The sequence below is a fragment of the Phaeobacter sp. genome (assembly GCF_022825805.1).
Classification (GTDB): Bacteria; Pseudomonadota; Alphaproteobacteria; order Rhodobacterales; family Rhodobacteraceae; genus Phaeobacter.
This window is the reverse complement of record NZ_JAJDWC010000046.1, coordinates 26175-43342: the sequence shown is the minus strand read 5'-3', so window position 1 is coordinate 43342 and position 17168 is coordinate 26175. Positions and strand designations below refer to the sequence as shown.

At 62.6% G+C, this 17168-nt stretch carries 15 protein-coding genes; 9 read left to right on the top strand and 6 right to left on the bottom strand.

The annotated features are described in order from the left end of the window. Positions 1-374: 374 nt before the first annotated feature. The gene (locus Q0C28_RS05235; RefSeq protein ID WP_293573596.1) at positions 375-2402 is read right to left on the bottom strand and encodes an NADPH-dependent 2,4-dienoyl-CoA reductase; all 2028 of its coding nucleotides are present in this window, start codon (positions 2400-2402) and stop codon (positions 375-377) included. A gap of 297 nt (positions 2403-2699) precedes the next feature. On the opposite strand from Q0C28_RS05235, the gene Q0C28_RS05230 reads away from it, so the two are divergent. Together Q0C28_RS05230 and Q0C28_RS05225 are read left to right on the top strand one after the other, a co-directional pair. Beyond that, positions 2700-3182, top strand: coding sequence for an RNA pyrophosphohydrolase (locus Q0C28_RS05230; RefSeq protein ID WP_293573599.1), 483 nt, complete (start codon positions 2700-2702; stop codon positions 3180-3182). A gap of 12 nt (positions 3183-3194) precedes the next feature. Then, on the top strand, positions 3195-3782 hold the full coding sequence (locus tag Q0C28_RS05225) for a hypothetical protein (RefSeq protein ID WP_293573595.1): 588 nt from the start codon (positions 3195-3197) through the stop codon (positions 3780-3782). A 182-nt stretch (positions 3783-3964) separates the two neighbouring features. Here the strand turns inward: Q0C28_RS05225 and Q0C28_RS05220 are convergent, their stop codons facing one another. From Q0C28_RS05220 to Q0C28_RS05210, 3 genes are all read right to left on the bottom strand, one after another. After that, a complete protein-coding gene (locus Q0C28_RS05220) occupies positions 3965-4954 on the bottom strand; it encodes an adenosine kinase (protein ID WP_293573594.1) in 990 nt (329 codons plus the stop codon). Further along, on the bottom strand, positions 4951-5595 hold the full coding sequence (nth, locus tag Q0C28_RS05215; protein ID WP_293573593.1) for an endonuclease III: 645 nt from the start codon (positions 5593-5595) through the stop codon (positions 4951-4953). The genes Q0C28_RS05220 and nth overlap by 4 nt, the downstream gene beginning before the upstream one ends. A gap of 135 nt (positions 5596-5730) precedes the next feature. Continuing rightward, positions 5731-7692 (bottom strand): ATP-binding protein, encoded by a 1962-nt coding sequence (locus tag Q0C28_RS05210; protein WP_293573592.1) that lies wholly within the window; start codon positions 7690-7692, stop codon positions 5731-5733. A gap of 442 nt (positions 7693-8134) precedes the next feature. On the opposite strand from Q0C28_RS05210, the gene Q0C28_RS05205 reads away from it, so the two are divergent. The 5 genes from Q0C28_RS05205 to Q0C28_RS05185 all read left to right on the top strand — a co-directional run bounded on the left by Q0C28_RS05205 (position 8135) and on the right by Q0C28_RS05185 (position 12132). After that, complete coding sequence (locus Q0C28_RS05205) at positions 8135-9034, top strand: bifunctional helix-turn-helix domain-containing protein/methylated-DNA--[protein]-cysteine S-methyltransferase (RefSeq protein WP_293573591.1); 900 nt, start codon at positions 8135-8137, stop codon at positions 9032-9034. Between the two features lie 98 nt (positions 9035-9132). Then, complete coding sequence (locus Q0C28_RS05200; protein WP_293573590.1) at positions 9133-9525, top strand: hypothetical protein; 393 nt, start codon at positions 9133-9135, stop codon at positions 9523-9525. A 122-nt stretch (positions 9526-9647) separates the two neighbouring features. Continuing rightward, entirely contained in the window at positions 9648-10343 is a 696-nt protein-coding gene (locus Q0C28_RS05195) for a YafY family protein (protein WP_293573589.1), read from the top strand. Between the two features lie 259 nt (positions 10344-10602). Beyond that, entirely contained in the window at positions 10603-11259 is a 657-nt protein-coding gene (locus Q0C28_RS05190; protein WP_293573588.1) for an OmpA family protein, read from the top strand. Between the two features lie 330 nt (positions 11260-11589). After that, positions 11590-12132, top strand: coding sequence for an NADPH-dependent FMN reductase (locus Q0C28_RS05185; RefSeq protein WP_293573587.1), 543 nt, complete (start codon positions 11590-11592; stop codon positions 12130-12132). 169 nt (positions 12133-12301) lie between these two features. Here Q0C28_RS05185 and Q0C28_RS05180 read toward each other — a convergent pair whose 3' ends face one another. Then, positions 12302-13366: an FAD-binding oxidoreductase gene (locus Q0C28_RS05180; protein ID WP_293573586.1), complete on the bottom strand. Its 1065-nt coding sequence runs from the start codon at positions 13364-13366 to the stop codon at positions 12302-12304. A 57-nt stretch (positions 13367-13423) separates the two neighbouring features. Between Q0C28_RS05180 and mnmD the strand changes: the two genes are divergently transcribed. Beyond that, on the top strand, positions 13424-14227 hold the full coding sequence (mnmD, locus tag Q0C28_RS05175) for a tRNA (5-methylaminomethyl-2-thiouridine)(34)-methyltransferase MnmD (protein ID WP_293573585.1): 804 nt from the start codon (positions 13424-13426) through the stop codon (positions 14225-14227). Further along, a complete protein-coding gene (locus Q0C28_RS05170) occupies positions 14224-15114 on the top strand; it encodes a DMT family transporter (protein WP_293573584.1) in 891 nt (296 codons plus the stop codon). The genes mnmD and Q0C28_RS05170 overlap by 4 nt, the downstream gene beginning before the upstream one ends. Here Q0C28_RS05170 and Q0C28_RS05165 read toward each other — a convergent pair. Next, complete coding sequence (locus Q0C28_RS05165) at positions 15079-17046, bottom strand: lytic transglycosylase domain-containing protein (protein WP_293573583.1); 1968 nt, start codon at positions 17044-17046, stop codon at positions 15079-15081. The two genes, Q0C28_RS05170 and Q0C28_RS05165, sit on opposite strands and share 36 nt — an antisense overlap. Positions 17047-17168 lie beyond the last annotated feature (122 nt).

Sequence of the window (17168 nt, the reverse complement as noted above, 5' to 3'; positions counted from 1 at the left end):
CCGCTTCGACGCGTGCGAACGCAGCAGCCCAAATCTCCAGTCGCCTACGGCTCGTTCCGATTTGGGCTGCTGCGGTACTAACTGAAGCGGACAATTGGCATGTTACCTACACCGGACAATTCAGAATGTTCTCGACAGAGGGGATCTCACGGTTTTGTGATCTCTGGCAGTGCCTGCCTAATTTTTAGGCGCCGTGGTCTGGGTCAAGGTGTTGGTGCCAGAGTGTTGGGGCCAGAGTGTCTGAATCAGGGGATCAACCGCAACGCATCTGCCGTTGCCCCACGTGAAACAGCGGCGGATGGTCGGCCATGTGGGGCCGGACACAGCAATACAACAGACAACACGCGCCAGACGACCGCGTGTTACACGCCGGCCTACAGCGTGGCCGCAAGCCGGGTGCCCTGATCAATGGCGCGTTTGGCATCCAGTTCTGCAGCAAGATCCGCGCCACCAATCACATGGCAGGGCGTGCCCTGGTCCGCCAGAGCATCGGCCAGCGAACGCTCGGACAGCTGGCCTGCGCAGAGGACCACAGTGTCGGCCTCGATCACGGTCGGGTTTTCGCGCGCCTCACCAAAGCTGACATGCAGCCCGTCGTCATCGATGCGCTCGTAATTGACGCCGCCCACAAAGTTAACGTCTTTCATCTTCAGCGCGGCCCGGTGGATCCAACCGGTGGTCTTGCCCAGACGTTTGCCATGGCGTTCCGCCTTGCGCTGCAGCAGCGTGACCTGGCGGGCAGGGGCCTCGGGCTGGGGCCCGTCAGGGGCCAGACCAGAGCGGTGTTCTGCCGGATCGGCAACGCCCCATTCGCGCATCCACAGCGGCAGATTTTCCGCCGGGCTGTCGCCTTTGTGCAGCAGGAACTCCGACACATCAAAGCCGATGCCGCCCGCACCAATCACCGCCACGCGCTGGCCAACCTCGACCTTGTGGCGCAGCACATCGATGTAATCGACCACATTGGCGCGCTCCTGACCGGGGATCTGCGGATCACGCGGCACGACGCCAGTGGCAATGACCACCTCGTCAAACCCGGCCAGATCCGCAGCGCTGACCTCTTGGTTGAGATGCAGGCTGATGTCGCTCTGCGCCAGCATGGTGCGATACCAATCCACCAGGCCCCAGAACTCTTCCTTGCCGGGCACCTGTTTGGCCATGTTCAATTGTCCGCCAATCTCTGCCGCGCGGTCAAACAGCGCCACCTGATGACCCCGTTCCGCCGCCGCAAGCGCCGTGGACAGACCGGCGGGGCCCGCGCCGACAATGGCGATGGATTTGCGCGCCTCAGCAGGTGTCAGCACCAATTCGGTTTCATGGCAGGCCCGCGGGTTCACCAGACAGGACGTCAGCTTGCCGCCAAAAGTGTGGTCGAGACAGGCCTGATTGCAGGCGATGCAGGGGGCGATCTGATCGGCCTTGCCCGCTGCGGCCTTGGCGACAAAATCGGGATCCGCCAGCATCGGACGCGCCATGGACACCATGTCCGCGCAGCCCTCAGACAGGACCTGTTCTGCAATCTCTGGCGTGTTGATCCGGTTTGATGTGATTACCGGGATCGACACTTTGCCCATCAGCTTTTGTGTGACCCAGGCAAAGGCCGCGCGCGGCACCGAGGTGGCGATGGTCGGGATCCGGGCCTCATGCCAGCCAATCCCGGTGTTGAGAATGGTGGCACCGGCCTTTTCGATCTCCTGCGCCAGCTGCACCACTTCGTCATGGGTGGAGCCATTGGGCACCAGATCGATCATCGACAGGCGATAGATGATGATGAAATCGCGCCCGACCGCCTCGCGGGTGCGGCGCACCACCTCAATCGGCAGGCGCATCCGGTTTTCATAGGATCCGCCCCAGCGGTCTTCGCGTTTGTTGGTGTGGGTGACCAGGAACTGATTGAGGAAATAGCCTTCGCTGCCCATGATCTCGACCCCGTCATAGCCCGCGTCCTGCGCCAGGCGGGCGGCGTTCACGATGTCAGAGATCTGCTTTTCGATGCCGTCTTCGTCCAGTTCGGTTGGGCGGAACGGCGAGATTGGCGATTTGATCGGGCTGGGCGCCACGCATTGCGGCCCATAGGCATAGCGCCCGGCGTGCAGGATCTGCATCGCGATCTTGCCCCCCGCCTCGTGGACGCGGTCAGTGACAACGCGGTGGTTCTGCACATCCTGATCGGTGGTCATCATGGCAGCCCCAGGCAGCACCGAGCCCTCCAGATTGGGGCCAATCCCGCCGGTGACCATGAGTGCCACACCACCGCGGGCGCGATCGGCATAGAATTCGGCAACCCGGTTCCAATCCTTGGTTTCCTCCAGGCCGGTGTGCATTGATCCCATCAACACGCGGTTCTTCAGCGTGGTAAAGCCGAGATCCAGCGGTGCCAGCAGGTTTGGGTACTCAGTCATCACACTCTCCCTGATCCATTGCTCGATCGATTGTCCTGATCCATTGCCTGATCGATTGTTCTGATCATGTGCCCGGATCGTTTACCGGTATCATTTGGTCTTATAAATCCCCGGCAAAACTGCCTGCCCGTTGCCCCATTGTCACTTCGGACGCGGCGTCACCCTCTTGCGCGACGCAGGGGCAGCGTTACACAAGGGGCAACACATTGTTTGGAGCCTGCCATGTCCGCCCCCGAGTCCCCCCCAGAGTCCACCTCTAAGACCCCAGCCAGCTCATCGGCCAGTTCGCCGACCGGTTTGACCGCCGAAGACATCGCCGCCCTGCCGTATCGCCCAAATGTAGGGGTGATGATGATCAATGCCAGCGGCGCGGTCTGGGTCGGACAGCGCGTGGACCGCCACCGCGACGCCTGGCAAATGCCACAGGGTGGGATCGACGCGGGCGAAGATCCGCAGCTGGCAGCGCTGCGGGAGCTGGAAGAGGAAACGGGCGTCACCGCCGATCTGGTGGAGGTGATGGCCGAAAGCGCGGGTTGGCTGCCCTATGATCTGCCGCTGGAGCTGGTGCCGCAATTCTGGGGCGGCAAATATCGCGGGCAAGAGCAGAAATGGTATCTGCTGCGGTTCCTGGGGCGCGATGACCAGATCAACATCGAAACCGATCATCCCGAATTTTCGCAATGGTGCTGGCTGCCGGTGGATCAGCTGGTGGAGAAAATCGTGCCCTTCAAGCGCGAGGTCTATGCCCGCGTGATCGAAGAATTCCGGGACCATCTGTAGGGGAGGCGCGTGGTGGTCACGACCCTGAGCGCCCTTGCACGGTCCGCGGGGTCCGCGCGGCCCCTATGGCCCCTGTTTGCTGCGCTGCGACCGGTTGGTGCGCGCGCCATCATTCCGTTGGTCTGCGCGCTGATGGCGGCGGGGCCTGCGGCTGCGCTCAGCTGTTTGCCCTGGGGGGCAAGCGATGGGTATCTGCAGGCCGAGGCCTCTGACCGCGCCTTTCTGGTGGTCGCCGGGACCTTGCACTTCGATCAGAGCGCGCTGCCGCAGGCACCAGCACAGGATCCAAACAACGTGCCGCCCGAAACGGCCATCGCGGCGCGGCTGGCGGGGGCGCAGCTGACGTCAAAGGGGTTTTCGCAGCCGGTTGATCTGGCGCTGACGCTGAACATTCGCTGCCTTGGCCCCTGGTGCGGATCTGCCGAGGATGGGCAGAGCTATCTGGCTTTTGTCGAACAGCGGCCCACTGGGCTGGTGCTGGACATGCGGCCCTGCGGTGGGGCGGGGTTTGCTGACCCGGAGGGCACTGCCGCGGCAGAGGTGTTGACCTGCCATCAGGGTGGTCCCTGCGTGCCGCTTGTGGATCAACTGTCTGAGTGACTGCGGATTGATGGCACTTCGGCTGTCTGCTCCCTGCAAGCGGCGCCAATGCCCAGGCTTTTATAAAGATTTGCTCATGAAGAAGCGCCTATGAGTAAGCGCTTATGAAAAAGGGCCACCCACAGGGGTGACCCAAATGATGTCGCTGTGCGCAGCTGCCCCGGTTCCGGGGCGCGCTGGGGTCAGATCAGGCCAGCGGTGCCCAAGAGCGCGCGCATGTCTTTTTGCGGGCGTGGGCCGATGTGGCTGATCACCTCTGCGGCGCAGATGTTGCCGATCTTGGCGCAGCGCTCCATGTCGAGACCTTTGGACAGGCCAAACAGGAACCCGGCGGCGAATTGATCGCCTGCGCCTGTTGCATCCACAGGCACCACGGTTTCAACCGGAACATTGATGCGGCCATCGGGGCTGACAACGCTCACCCCATCGCCGGAGCGGGTGCAAACCACCAGCGGGCAAATCGCAGACAACTGGTCCAATGCGTGATCCAGATCGTCCGTTTCAAACAGAGACTTCACCTCGTCTTCGTTGCCGATGACAAAGGCCAGTTCGTTTTCGATCAAGGTCAGAAAATCCGCACGATGGCGTTCGACGCAGAACGGATCGGACAGCGAAATCCCCGGTTTGCCACCACTTTGGCGGCAGTCCCGCGCAGCTTCCATAAAGGCGGTTTTGCCCTTGTCCTTGTCAAACAAGTAGCCTTCCAGGAACATGATCTGCGCCTGACCCGCCACGTCGGAGGCCACATCTTCCGATGACAGCTCTGACGAGATCCCCAGATAGGTGTTCATCGACCGCTCGCCGTCTTCCGACACAAAGATCATCGACCGCGAGGTTGGCAATTCCCCACCTTCGACCGGGGGGTTCACAAAATCAACGCCGTCTTTTGCCATTGCATCGGCATAGAACCGGCCCAGCGCGTCATCATGCACCCGGCCGATGAAGGCCGCCTCCAGGCCCAGCGCACCCGCGCCTGCAATGGTGTTGGCAACGGACCCGCCCGGGGTCTGCACCCGCGCCTGCATCGCGGCATAGAGCACTTCGGCGCGGTCGCGTTCGATCAGCTGCATGATGCCTTTTTCGATGCCCATGTGATCCAGGAAGTTGTCGTCACACTGGCTGATCACGTCGACGACAGCATTGCCGATCCCGACGAGTTGGTAGGTTTTCATTCGGTTTTTTCCTCAAATTGGCAAAGGTCGCGGATGATGCAGGTTGGGCACATCGGTTTGCGTGCTTTGCAATGATAGCGTCCATGCAGGATCAGCCAATGGTGGGCGTGGAGCTGAAAATCTGCGGGGACATGGTCTTCGATGGCGCGTTCGACCGTGTCGACATCTTTGCCCGGGGCGATGCCTGCACGGTTGCCGACGCGAAAGATATGGGTGTCCACGGCCTGGGCGGGCTGGCGCCACCACATGTTCAGCACCACATTGGCGGTCTTGCGGCCGACACCAGGCAGCGATTGCAGGGCTGCGCGGGAATTGGGGACCTCGCCGCCATATTGCTCCACCAGAATGCGCGAAAGCTTGATGACGTTTTTGGCCTTGTTGCGATAAAGGCCAATGGTCTTGATGTGCTCAATCAGCTGTTCTTCGCCCAGATCCAGCATTTTCTGCGGGGTGTCTGCGATTTTGAACAATTCGCGGGTGGCGCGGTTCACGCCCGCATCCGTGGCCTGCGCCGAGAGCGCCACAGCCACCACGAGCGTGTAAACATTGACGTGCTCCAGCTCGCCTTTGGGTTCTGGATCCGCTGCCTGAAACCGCGTGAAGATCTCACGCATGGTTTGATAGTCGAGTTGCTTTGCCATGCCCCCCTATGCCCGTGTGGCCCCCCGCAATCAAGCGGGAAGGCGGATCAAGCCTAATGAACTCTGACAATCAGCCCGACCCAAAACCGCAGCTCGGCCCGCATCTGGTGGCGAGAGTGGAGCACAAGCGCCCAATCAGGCTGCAGCGCGGCAGACCGTCGCCAGACCCTCCAGCAGCTGCGCCTTGCGGATCGGTTTGGTCAAAAACGCATTCATCCCCGCCGCCAGACAGCGGTCGCGATCTTCAGCCATCGCATTGGCCGTCAGGGCCACAATCGGCACGGCCGGGCGGTTTTCGCGGCTTTCATGCGCGCGCATCTGCTCACAGGCCTGCAACCCGTCCATCACCGGCATCGACATATCCAGCAGCACCAGATCAAACGGCCGGTCTGGCGCCTGCGCAACGAAAGCATCCAGCGCTTCACGACCATTTTCACACAGCGTCAGTTCAGCGCCGGTGTCCCCCAGCATCCGGGTCAGGATCATCCGGTTGGTGCGGGTATCATCCGCGATCAGAATGCGCTGCCCGCTCAGATCCGGGTGACTTGGCGCATCGGTCGGCTTGGTGTCTGTGCTGCCCTCTTGGTGGGCTACTGCGACCGGTGCGGCCTGATCTGCCTGATCGACATGATGGATCTGAGGCGTTGGGTTACGCAAAAGCGTAGTCAACTGGTCTGCCAGCATTGCCGGAGCCGTCAGTTTCGTCAGGCAGAGTGGGCCGCCGGTTTCCGCTCGGCTCTGGCGGATGTGGCGTTTGTGAACGCTGTTTCCGAGAAACACTGTGGCGTGGCCTGTTTCGGTAAAATCGGCATGCAGATCAAGCCAGGGCTGCAGGTCTGCCTGCTGTTCGTCGCAGTCCAGGGCCATGGGCGGAAGATCCACCAGGATCAGATCAGGATTGGCCGGATCATAGGGGCCGCTCTGATCGCCAGCGATGGCCGTCTGGCCCAGCTGCTGCCGCGCCAGCGCTGGGCTCGCATGGCAGCTGACCGTTGCGCCCCAAAGGCCCAGCCGATCCGCCAGGATCTGCCGTGCCGCACCGTCGCGGGCGATAACGGCGACGCTGGTGCCCTGCAATGGAAAGATGGGCTGGCCGGGCAGCGCGGCAGGGGTCGCTGCGGCATCATCCGTCGCCTCAGCCTGTGCCGCAACCGGCGGCAACGGCAGGTGCAGCGTGAATTCAGAGCCTTTATCGGGGACAGAGACAACCGTGATCTCGCCCTCCATCAGTTCCACCAGACCCTGCGCGATGGCCAGACCTAGCCCGGTGCCCTGGTAGCGGCGGTTGCGTTTGCATTCGACCTGTTGAAACGGCTCAAAAATATGGCGCAGCTGATCGGGTGCGATCCCGATCCCTTCGTCCCAGACGGTGATTGTCAAGGCTCGCGCCAGTTCCGTGTCAGCCAGTTCCGAGCCAACCAGTGCCGGGTCAAACCGCACCCGAATGCCCACAGTGCCCTGGGTGGAGAATTTCACCGCATTTCCCAGAAGGTTCAGCACCACCTGTCGCACGCGGTGGGCATCCCCGTTGAATGTGATCGGCAGGGCGCAGGGGTAGTCTATGACCAGCTCCAGGCCCTTTTGCGCCGCCAGAGGCTCTAGCAGATTGGCGCTGTCCCGCAGCAGCGTCGCCAGATCGAAAGGCTGGCTTGCCAGCTCCATCGCGTCGGCTTCCTGTTTGGCGTGGTCCAGAATGTCATTGATGATCGCCAACAGCGCCTCGGAAGACGCCAGAATGGTCCGCGCGGCTTCGTTCTGTTCGGCGGGCAGGTCCGCCTCTGCCAGCAGATCCGCCAGCCCCATGATCCCGTTAATGGGGGTGCGGATTTCATGGCTCATATTGGCAAAGAACCGCGCTTGTGCCTCCTGTGCGGCCTCGGCCTGTTTCTTCAGCTGGGCAATGCGCATCATCAGCGTCACGACGCTGTAGCTGGCACAGGGGGCCACGATCAGCGGCACTGTTAGGGATGGCAGCAGCGCCTGTGGCGACAGCCCAGTTGGCGACAGAACAGACGTCAGTATCAGCGAGGCGATCACCGATACCAAGGTCACAGCAGCGATAAACAGCCACTTCTGTCGGGTGGTTTCAATTTGCATCTGTATCAATAGCCCGTGGCAGAAAACGAATTTGCCATACTGGCGCAATCAAATACCCGGCTGCATCACACGCAGCTTCATCTGACCCTATCAGTATTAATACCGAGAGCCGCAAATAAAAGCTGTGACTCGAGAGGGTTTAACAACCTCATAACATGATAGGATTGTGACGGAAGGTAATTCCCGCGATGCGTGTATTTCTGTCACAGGTCTGTCTCAGGCCTGGCTCAGGCGTTCGTTTGCTGGGCTTCAATGGGGGCAGGCTGGTCCATGCCTGTTGAGCGCCCTAATATCGCACCCGTCGTCATACCCAGCCCACGCCCACCTCAAATCCAGCTGTCGCGCTCAGCGCAGCGAAACCGCAGGTTTCGGGTCGCTCTGTCCGTACGCTTGGCCTAGGGTGTTAGGGACGGCGCCTCAGGGCAGGTAAAGAACAGATCAGATGACGGAACACAGCATGAGCGATCAGGAACAGAGCTATCATTACAGCGTCATTGCCCGCGCGATCGCGCTGATCGATCAAAGCGACCAGCCGCTCAGCCTTGATGATCTGGCGGCTGCCATGGGCATGAGTACGGCGCATTTTCAACGCCTGTTTTCCGCCTGGGTCGGGGTTTCGCCCAAACGCTATCAGCAGTATCTGCGACTGGGTCACGCCAAGAGCCTGCTGGCGGAGCGGTTCACCACGCTTGAGGCCGCCCATGCCGTAGGGCTGTCCGGATCGGGGCGGCTGCATGATCTGTTTCTGCGCTGGGAGGCGATGAGTCCGGGCGAATTTGCCCGCAAAGGCGCAGGTCTGCGCATCCACTGGGGGTGGTTTGACAGCCCCTTTGGTTTGGCGCTGGTCATGGGCACGGAAAAAGGGATCTGTGGCATGGCGTTTGCCGCTGAAACCGGCGCTGAACCGGCGATGGCCGACATGCGCAGCCGCTGGCCCGATGCCGAATATGTCGAGGATCCGATGGCCCTGCGCTCGATGGTGGACGCGGCCTTTGAACAGCGCGGCGAGACCGCGTTGCATATGATCGGCGCGCCCTTGCAGATCAAAGTGTGGGAGGCGCTGCTGCGCATCCCGTCCGGCCATGTCAGCACCTACTCCGAAATCGCCCAGTCCGTTGGCAGCCCGCGTGCGGTGCGCGCTGTGGGCACGGCTGTTGGGCGCAACCCTGTCAGCTGGCTTATTCCCTGCCACCGGGCGCTGCGCAAATCCGGGGCGCTGGGCGGGTATCATTGGGGTCTGCCGGTGAAACGGGCCATGCTGGCCTATGAAACACTGCGCGAAGACGCCGCATCTGGCAAAGATGGCGCGCGCAATCAGGCCGCGCTGGCGGCTGCGGGCTGACCGGACTTATCAGTTTGGCCGGATTTGCGGGTTTTCCCGTTCCGATATGGCTGGTTGCGTGATCCCGCGTCGTGATCGCTGTTTTGATCCAGGCTATTTTGATTCTGCCTATTTTGATCCTGGTCGCTTTGATTTTGGTTGTGTTGATTTTGGCGGCTTTGCTGCTTGCGGCGGGCGATTTGCGCCTGATGGCGCTGCTGCGCCGCGTCACGCTCAATCTCATGTGGGCGTTTGGGCCGATCTGGCCGATCTGGCCGGGCCCAGTCACACAGACCAAGGGCCATGAGGGTGATCCAATCATAACTCAGCATCGCGAGAGCCTTTCTATATGGGCGATGGTGCGCGTCATCTGCGTCACACATCCGCAAGAGGTGCCAACAGGACACCACAACACTGCTGACACCCTGCTGTCAGTGGGCTGTGGTAGAGTGTCAGCAGCCGCCAGGGATGAATGGCAGGTGCTAACCGCCGCGTTCGATCCAAGCGTTTGATGCCTGGGACTAACACCTGTCCGGGGGTCCTTTGGCGGTGGGTTTCTTGCCAGGCATGATCCTGGCCCATGTATTTTTCTGCCGGGCGACTTATGCGCCCGATTTTGCAAAGGATTTTATCGATGCCCCGTTCCGGTCGTCTGTTCGAAATCATCCAGATCCTGCGCCGCGCCGATGCGCCGCTGCGGGCCGAGGATCTGGCTGCAGAGCTGGAGGTGTCCAAACGGACCGTGTACCGCGATATTGCCACCCTTCAGATGATGCGCACCCCGATCGAAGGGGAGGCAGGCGTCGGCTATGTGCTGCGCGGCAGCTATGATCTGCCGCCGTTGAATTTCGATACCGAAGAGCTGGAAGCGCTGCATGTGGGGCTGCGGATGCTGTTGCGCACGGGTGATGGCCGCTTGCAGCAGGCCGCAGAACGGGTCAGCCGCAAGATCAACGATGTGCATGGTTCTGCCGATTGGTTGCAAGTGGCCCCCTGGGGCGCGCCGCGAGATGACGCTGCGCTGGGGTGCGTGTCTTTGGCGGACCTGCGAGAGGCGATCCGCAGCAGTCGCCGCCTGCGGCTGTCCTATCTGCATCCGGACAAAGGGCAGAGCGACCGCGTGGTGCGGCCTTTGGCGCTGGTCTATCACATCGATTGCACCCTGCTGGCCGCCTGGTGTGAGCTGCGCGGCGGGTTTCGCCATTTTCGGGCTGACAGGATGGTGGCCGCGGAATTGCTGGAGGATAGTTTCGCGCGCGAGGCGGATGTGCTGCGGGGCCTGTGGCAGCAGCAGGAGAGCGAAGCGTTTGGATTGCAGCAGGGGGCCTGACAAGTGAGACTGAAAAGTGGGGCTGAATCGCGGGGCTAACGCTGGGTCTTACATGGCGCACATAGGTTCTCGTGTCGCTCCCGTGCCCGTCCTGTGCCCGTCCCGTGCCTGTCCTGCGCTGCTCCTGTGCTGCGCAGCTTTTTGCCGATTGTGAACAGGCTTGTCTTGTGAAGCGCAGATCGGAGGAGGATAGTCCCAGCAGACAGACGCCGCAGGCAACCGCCGTGCGCGTCACGCTCACAATACAAGGCAGATTTTGATGATGCAGAAGAAATTCACTCCCGCCGCGCTCCTGGTCGCCGCGCTTGGGCTGTCGGCCTGTACGGATCCGGCCACCGTGACAACGCCGGGCAGCAACACCCAGCAAGGCGCCATTCTCGGCGGGATCATCGGCGCAGGTGTTGGCGCGTTGACCAATGATTCCAACCGTGGCCTTGGCGCGGTGACCGGGGCTCTGGTCGGGGCGACCGCAGGTGGTGTGATCGGCAATCAACTGGATGCGCAGGAGCGCGAGCTGCGCGCCTCCATCTCCAATGACGGGATCAGCATCATCAACACCAGTGACCGGCTGATTGTGTCCCTGCCCAACGATCTGACCTTTGCCACCGACAGTGCGGCGATCTCGCCTTCGATGCGCGGGGATCTCAATCAGGTGGCGGCAAGCCTGGTGCGCTACCCCAATAGTCTGGTGCAGGTGATCGGCCACACCGACAGCGATGGCAGCGCCTCCTATAACCAGGGCCTGTCAGAGCGCCGCGCCAATGCAGTTGCCGATCAGATCCAGTCTGGCGGCGTGCCCTACAACCGTCTGGTGACCATCGGTCGGGGCGAGGACGAGCCGATTGCCTCCAACCTCACGCCAGAGGGCAAGGCCCGCAACCGCCGCGTTGATATCGTGGTGATCCCGCAGGCCTAAACCGCGGCGATCTGCACCGGTTCTGAATAGGGCCGCCCTTGCGATGGGGCGGCCTTTTTCGTGCCCAATCGAGTTTTGCTTCGGCTTTGCCTCGGGCTTTGGGCGACCTGCTGGAGTTACCGTCATGTGCATTACTGTCGCGTTTCATGCTGTCGGTCGTGGTGGTGTGTTTTGATACACACTGGTTGCGCGGTGGCTGGCCTTTTCTGCGGCGCTGCAGGGGTTAGGTTCTCTGGCAGACAGACACCGTTACGGACACCGTCCCAGAGACAGTTCCAGAGACAGTTCCGGACGACCCACAACGTGAGCAACCCAAGAAAGAGGCCCCCGATGTCCACACCGACCCTTTTGACCATCTCCGGCTCCCTGCGCGCCGAGGCCACCAACCGCAAGCTGTTGGCGGAAGCCACCCGCCTGTTTGGCGCTGCCGAAGTGATCGAGGCGGATCTGAACCTGCCGCTCTACAACGGCGATGACGAAGCCGCCGATGGCATTCCGGCGGCAGTGCAGCAGCTGGCCGATCAGATCAAGGGCGCAGATGCGGTGCTGATCTCCACCCCGGAATACAATGGCGCGCCCTCGGGTGTGTTGAAGAACGCGCTGGACTGGGTCAGCCGCACGGCGGATGCGCCCTGGCAGGACAAACCGGTTGCGATCATGTCGGCGGCGGCTGGCCGGTCGGGCGGTGAAAAGGCGCAGATGCTGTTGCGCAGTTTCATGGTGCCGTTTCAGGCCCGCGTGCTGACCGGACCGCAGGTGCATCTGGCCGCGTCCTATCAGGAATTCGGCGAGGACGGTCAGTTGACCAGCGCCCAATACACCGAGACGTTGCAGGCGCTGATGGACAAGCTGAAGGCGGAATTGAACCGCTGAGCGGGGCAATACTCCCAAGGGTCTGCTGACCGGGCTGCTATGCCGCCGGAAATCGGCGGCCCACCAGCAACGCCCACCCATCCCAAGCGAACAAGACCCCCGGAGCGCGATCTGCGGTTTGGGGGTCGCTGTTGCTGGCCTTTGCTGCCTTTGTGAACCGCAGAGGGGCTCAGAAATTATCTTCGACGCGGAAACCCTCGGGTATGGTGTCATGCCCGTCCAGCAGCAGATCCGCCATGGTGCTGGCGACCTTGGGTGCCATGCCAAAGCCGATCTTGAACCCGCCGTTGGCGATGAAATGCTGATCGCGGCCCGGCCAGGCCCCCAGCATTGGCGCCCGAGAGCGCGCACGCGGGCGCACCCCGGCCCAGCGGTCAATCACCTCGGCGCCATGCAGAACCGGCACCGCAGCGCAGGCGCGGTCGATCACATCATCCAGCAGCGCATCCGTGGTGTCGATGCTGTCAAACTCACGTTCGCTGGTGGAGCCCACGGCCAAAGTGCCATCAGCATGGGGGATGATGTGGAGCGCATCGGCATAAAGCTGCGGCATCTCCCCATCGCCAAACCGCAACAGCGCGGCCTGTCCCTTGACGCCGGAGCCGAGGGTTTTGCCCTCCGCGACACCGCCGGGCCCGGCCAATTTCTCCGTCAGTTCCAGCAGCCCGGCATAGCCGGTGGCATGGACCACCAGACCCTGATCCGGGGCCTCTGCCTGCACCTCGATGCCCATGACCGCGAGCGCTGCCACCAAAGCGGCGCAGGCGCGGCGCGGGTGCATTCGCGCACTCAGCGTGTCGTGAATGACAAAACCAGTGGCACTGGGCGGCACCCAGGGACCCATTTCTGACACCGGGCAGACCCGCCATTCTGCTTCGCCGCGCCAATGGCTCCTTGCGCCGTCTTCGCGGTTGCGGGCCAGCTCTAGGGTGCGGTCGTCGTTGATCGGCTGGATGCGACCGGTGCGGCCATAGCCCGGCGACACCCCGCCAGTGGCCTCGACCTGCGACCAGAACGCCTCTGCCATCAGCAGGCTTTCCAGCTGATATTGCTTCTTCGGGTTCCAATTCTCCGGCACATGCGGGGCAAGTGCGCCCACCAGCCCGCCACTGGACCCGGCACCGGGACCGGCGGGGTCGACCACCTGCACCCGTGCGCCGCGCCGCGCGCAGGTCCAGGCGATGGAGAGGCCAAAGATCCCGGCCCCGCGTATGGTGATATCTGCCATTGCCATTTCGGCCCCCTTTCGCCAGTGTCGCGCTACTCACCGCATCATGTAGGGGATAAAGCGATGGCAGACCAGCAGGCGCAGCTCAGCTGGCGGGATGAGATCATTCCCGTGTCGCAGCAGTTTGACGATCCGTATTTCTCGCTCCAGAACGGGTTGGCGGAGACCGAACATGTGTTTTTGCAGGGCAATGATCTGCCCGCGCGGTTTACCAGCGCTGTGCAGCAGGGCGGTGATTTTCATGTCGCTGAACTGGGCTTTGGCACCGGGTTGAACCTGCTGGCGGTCTGGCGTGCCTGGGAGCAGGCACAGCAAAGCCAGGCGGCGGGTGATCACGCTGATGGGGCAGGTGGCCCCGCAGGCGTGTTGCATTTCACCAGTTTCGAAGCCTTCCCGATGGCGCCAGAGGATATGGCGCGCGCCTTGCAGGCCTTTCCCGAGGTGGCGCCCTGGGCAGAGCGGTTTCTGGCGCTTTGGAATGGGATTGGTGCCCCTGATTTGGACACCTCAGACTTGGACACATCAGATCTGGGGGCTGTGGATTTGGGCACCATCGATTTGGGCAACGTCGATTTGGGGACAGCGCGGGTCACGGTCATCAAGGGCGACGCCCGAATGTCGCTGCCTGAGTGGACAGGTCGGGCGGATGCCTGGTTTCTGGACGGGTTTTCACCGGCCAAGAATCCGGAGCTGTGGCAAGAGGATCTGCTGCAGCAGGTTGCCAACCACACCGCCAGCGGCGGCACGGCGGCGACCTATACAGCGGCGGGTTTTGTCCGTCGCGGATTGGCGGCCGCCGGATTTGAGGTGTCCCGCAGCCCCGGTTTCGGGCGCAAGCGGCATATGACAAAGGCGATTTTGCGATGACTGATCTGGCTCGGCCCACCGCGCAGACCAACAATGCCTCGGCAGGTATCATGCTGATGATTGCCGCAACGGTGGTCTTTGCCCTGCAGGATGGGATCTCGCGCCATCTGGCCGGAGAGTACAACACCTTCATGGTGATCATGGTGCGCTACTGGTTCTTTGCGCTGTTTGTGCTGGCGCTGGCGGCCCGGTCTGCGGGCGGCATCCGTGGCACCGCGCGCACCAGCCAACTGGGCGTGCAGGTGTTTCGCGGCGTTCTGCTGGCTGCTGAAATCTGCGTTGCGGTCTATGCGTTCACGGTTCTGGGGCTGGTCGAAAGCATCGCGGTGTTCATCTGTTATCCGCTTCTGGTGGCTGCGCTGAGCGGGCCTGTTCTGGGTGAGGTCGTAGGCTGGCGGCGCTGGATGGCGATCGGCGTCGGCCTGATCGGGGTGCTGATTATCCTGCAACCGGGCATGGGCGTGTTTGATCCGCTTGCGATCATCCCGTTTCTGTCGGCGCTGATGTTTGCCTTTTACGGGCTGATCACGCGCTACGCGGCCCGGCGCGACAGCACGGCGACCAGTTTCTTCTGGACCGGAATTGCGGGCATGGTGTTCATGACCGCCGTGGGCATGTGGCACTGGCAACCCATGAGCCAGCAGGACTGGGGCTGGATGGGCGCGCTCTGCCTGTCGGGCGTTCTGGGCCACTGGCTGCTGATCAAATGCTACGAGATGGCCGAGGCCAGTGCCGTGCAGCCCTTTGCCTATTTCCACCTGATCTGGGCCGCGGCCCTGGGCGTTGTCGTCTTTGACGAGACAATCCGCAGCAATGTGGCCATCGGTGCGGCGATCATCGTGGCGGCGGGGCTATTCACCCTTTGGCGCGAACGCCTGAAGGGTTGATCCGGTCAATTCGCGGCTGAACGGGATGGGCAGCGCGGGCTGGCCCAGGCGGGCGCGATAGACGGGCAGGCTCTCGGTCACCCGCATCACGTAATTGCGGGTCTCGTTGAAGGGGATGTGTTCGATCCAATCGATCACATCGGGCCTGCTTGTGCGCGGATCGCCATAGCGTTCCATCCAGGCTTTGGGCCGGTGAGGGCCCGCGTTATAGCCCGCAGCCATCATCACCACATTGCCATCAAAATCCGCGGCCAACCCGGCAAGATAATGGCTGCCCAGCAGCGCATTATACGGCCAGTCCGAAATCAGCCGTCCGGTGCTGTGCTGCGCTGTGGTGCCGATGGTGCGGGCCACCAGATCGGCGGTGGCGGGCATCACCTGCATCAGACCGCGCGCACCAGCATGGCTGATCACCACGGGGTCAAACTCACTCTCGCGTCGGGCAATGGCGAGGGTCATTTCCGGCGCCATCGGCAGATCGCGTTGCGCCACCGGATGCAGCGGGAAATAGGCGGCTTCCAGCTCTTCGCCGTCGGCGGCAGCGCGTTTGGCGATCATCACCGCCAGATGGGGTTGCTCCATCGCCACGGCCATCGCGCCCAGCTGGCGCGCGGATTGGGGGTCCAGCTGTTCGACCAGATGGGTGAGAAACCGTTCCGCCAGGCTTAGCTCATCGGCCTCCAGGAGCATCAGACCAGCCTGCGCCACGGAGGAATTGAGGAAGCTGGCCCCGCGCCAATCCGGCAGGCTGGGAGGGCTCACCAGATCGGGGTCAAAGGGCCGTCCCACCGCCTCGGCAGCGAGTAGGCCATAGAATGACGTTTGATATTCAGCCGCGCGGGCATAGGCGGCATAGGCTTTGTCCGCATCGCCAAGCGCGGCATGGGCGCGCCCCAGCCAATAGCCGCCGCGGCCAATGGAAATGGGTGAGCTGACAGCAGCCATAAACCGATCGAAGTGAAACACCGCCAGTTCGGGATCCTGCAGTTTGCGCAGGGCGATATAGCCTGCGATCCATTCACTGTCGGCGTAGCCATAGCCCATGTCAGGCGTAGCGAAGTGATGCGCGGCCAGTTGATAGGCCTGTTCGTATTTGCCGTCGCGCAGCAATTGGCGGGCAAAGTCACGGCGGCGGCGCAGCCATTTGGCGGGATCACCCAAAGCCTTGGCCGAGGTGCTCCGGTCCATCATCAGGTCAATCGCATCATCCTGACGGCGCTTGCGGTCGCGCCAGGCAAAACGGTCATAGGCGAGGCCAGGGTGGTCGCGCAGCGACACCGGCACGGCTGCGATGCGCCCATCGACGCCGGGTTCATCCTGCTGCAGCGCCAGGCGCGCCTCTGCCAGTTTGCGCTGCCCGTCGGAGACCAGCGGCAGCATGCCCGTGGCGCTGGTTTCGTGACCGTCCCAGAGCATCTGGTCGATCCGGGCGTCGTGATGCGGTGCCAGCAGCCGGGCGTGACGCGACAGGTAATCACTCTGCGTCTCCGCCCCCATTGGCAGGCTGCGCCAGGCCTTCACCAGGGTGGCGTCGGCGTCCTGGCTGCGTCCGCTGCTGCGCAGGGCCTGCGCCAGGCTGAGCGCGCCACGGGCCGTGCGTGGGCGGCTGTTTTCGTAGAAGGCTAGGATTGTTCTGGTGTCGGCTGTGGCGATCACCGCTTCGCTGCGGCGGCGCAGCAGGGGCAGCCCGGGCCAGCTGGGACGGCGGTTGAGAAAGGCCATGACATCGGCGGCACTGCCTTCGCCTGCGCGCAGCCGGTGCCATTCGACAACGTCGCGGGCAATGGTGGTTTCACGCCCGGCACTGCGCCCCGCAGCGCGCCAGTCTTCGGCCCGCACCTGTTCCAGCGCACGACCAAGATCGACCGCGAGGGCCGGGGCGACGCCCAGACCCGCAGAAATGAAGACAATCAGGGCCAGAATGCGTGTCATCTCTTGCCTTTTTCCAATGTTGCGGGGATAGAGCCATGTACGATAAACCGTGGCGTGCCGGTATCAACTCAAATCATCGGCATGTCCATCCTATTGGCGGCGACTTGCCCGCCCACACGAAC

Excerpts from the sequence above, each read along its gene's own strand:
- Q0C28_RS05235 (WP_293573596.1), bottom strand. The coding sequence starts at position 2,402 with ATGACTGAGTACCCAAACCTGCTGGCACCGCTGGATCTCGGCTTTACC.
- Q0C28_RS05220 (WP_293573594.1), bottom strand. The coding sequence starts at position 4,954 with ATGAAAACCTACCAACTCGTCGGGATCGGCAATGCTGTCGTCGACGTG.
- nth (WP_293573593.1), bottom strand. The coding sequence starts at position 5,595 with ATGGCAAAGCAACTCGACTATCAAACCATGCGTGAGATCTTCACGCGG.
- Q0C28_RS05210 (WP_293573592.1), bottom strand. The coding sequence starts at position 7,692 with ATGCAAATTGAAACCACCCGACAGAAGTGGCTGTTTATCGCTGCTGTG.
- Q0C28_RS05205 (WP_293573591.1), top strand. The coding sequence starts at position 8,135 with ATGACGGAACACAGCATGAGCGATCAGGAACAGAGCTATCATTACAGC.
- Q0C28_RS05195 (WP_293573589.1), top strand. The coding sequence starts at position 9,648 with ATGCCCCGTTCCGGTCGTCTGTTCGAAATCATCCAGATCCTGCGCCGC.
- Q0C28_RS05190 (WP_293573588.1), top strand. The coding sequence starts at position 10,603 with ATGATGCAGAAGAAATTCACTCCCGCCGCGCTCCTGGTCGCCGCGCTT.
- Q0C28_RS05185 (WP_293573587.1), top strand. The coding sequence starts at position 11,590 with ATGTCCACACCGACCCTTTTGACCATCTCCGGCTCCCTGCGCGCCGAG.
- Q0C28_RS05180 (WP_293573586.1), bottom strand. The coding sequence starts at position 13,366 with ATGGCAATGGCAGATATCACCATACGCGGGGCCGGGATCTTTGGCCTC.
- mnmD (WP_293573585.1), top strand. The coding sequence starts at position 13,424 with ATGGCAGACCAGCAGGCGCAGCTCAGCTGGCGGGATGAGATCATTCCC.
- Q0C28_RS05170 (WP_293573584.1), top strand. The coding sequence starts at position 14,224 with ATGACTGATCTGGCTCGGCCCACCGCGCAGACCAACAATGCCTCGGCA.
- Q0C28_RS05165 (WP_293573583.1), bottom strand. The coding sequence starts at position 17,046 with ATGACACGCATTCTGGCCCTGATTGTCTTCATTTCTGCGGGTCTGGGC.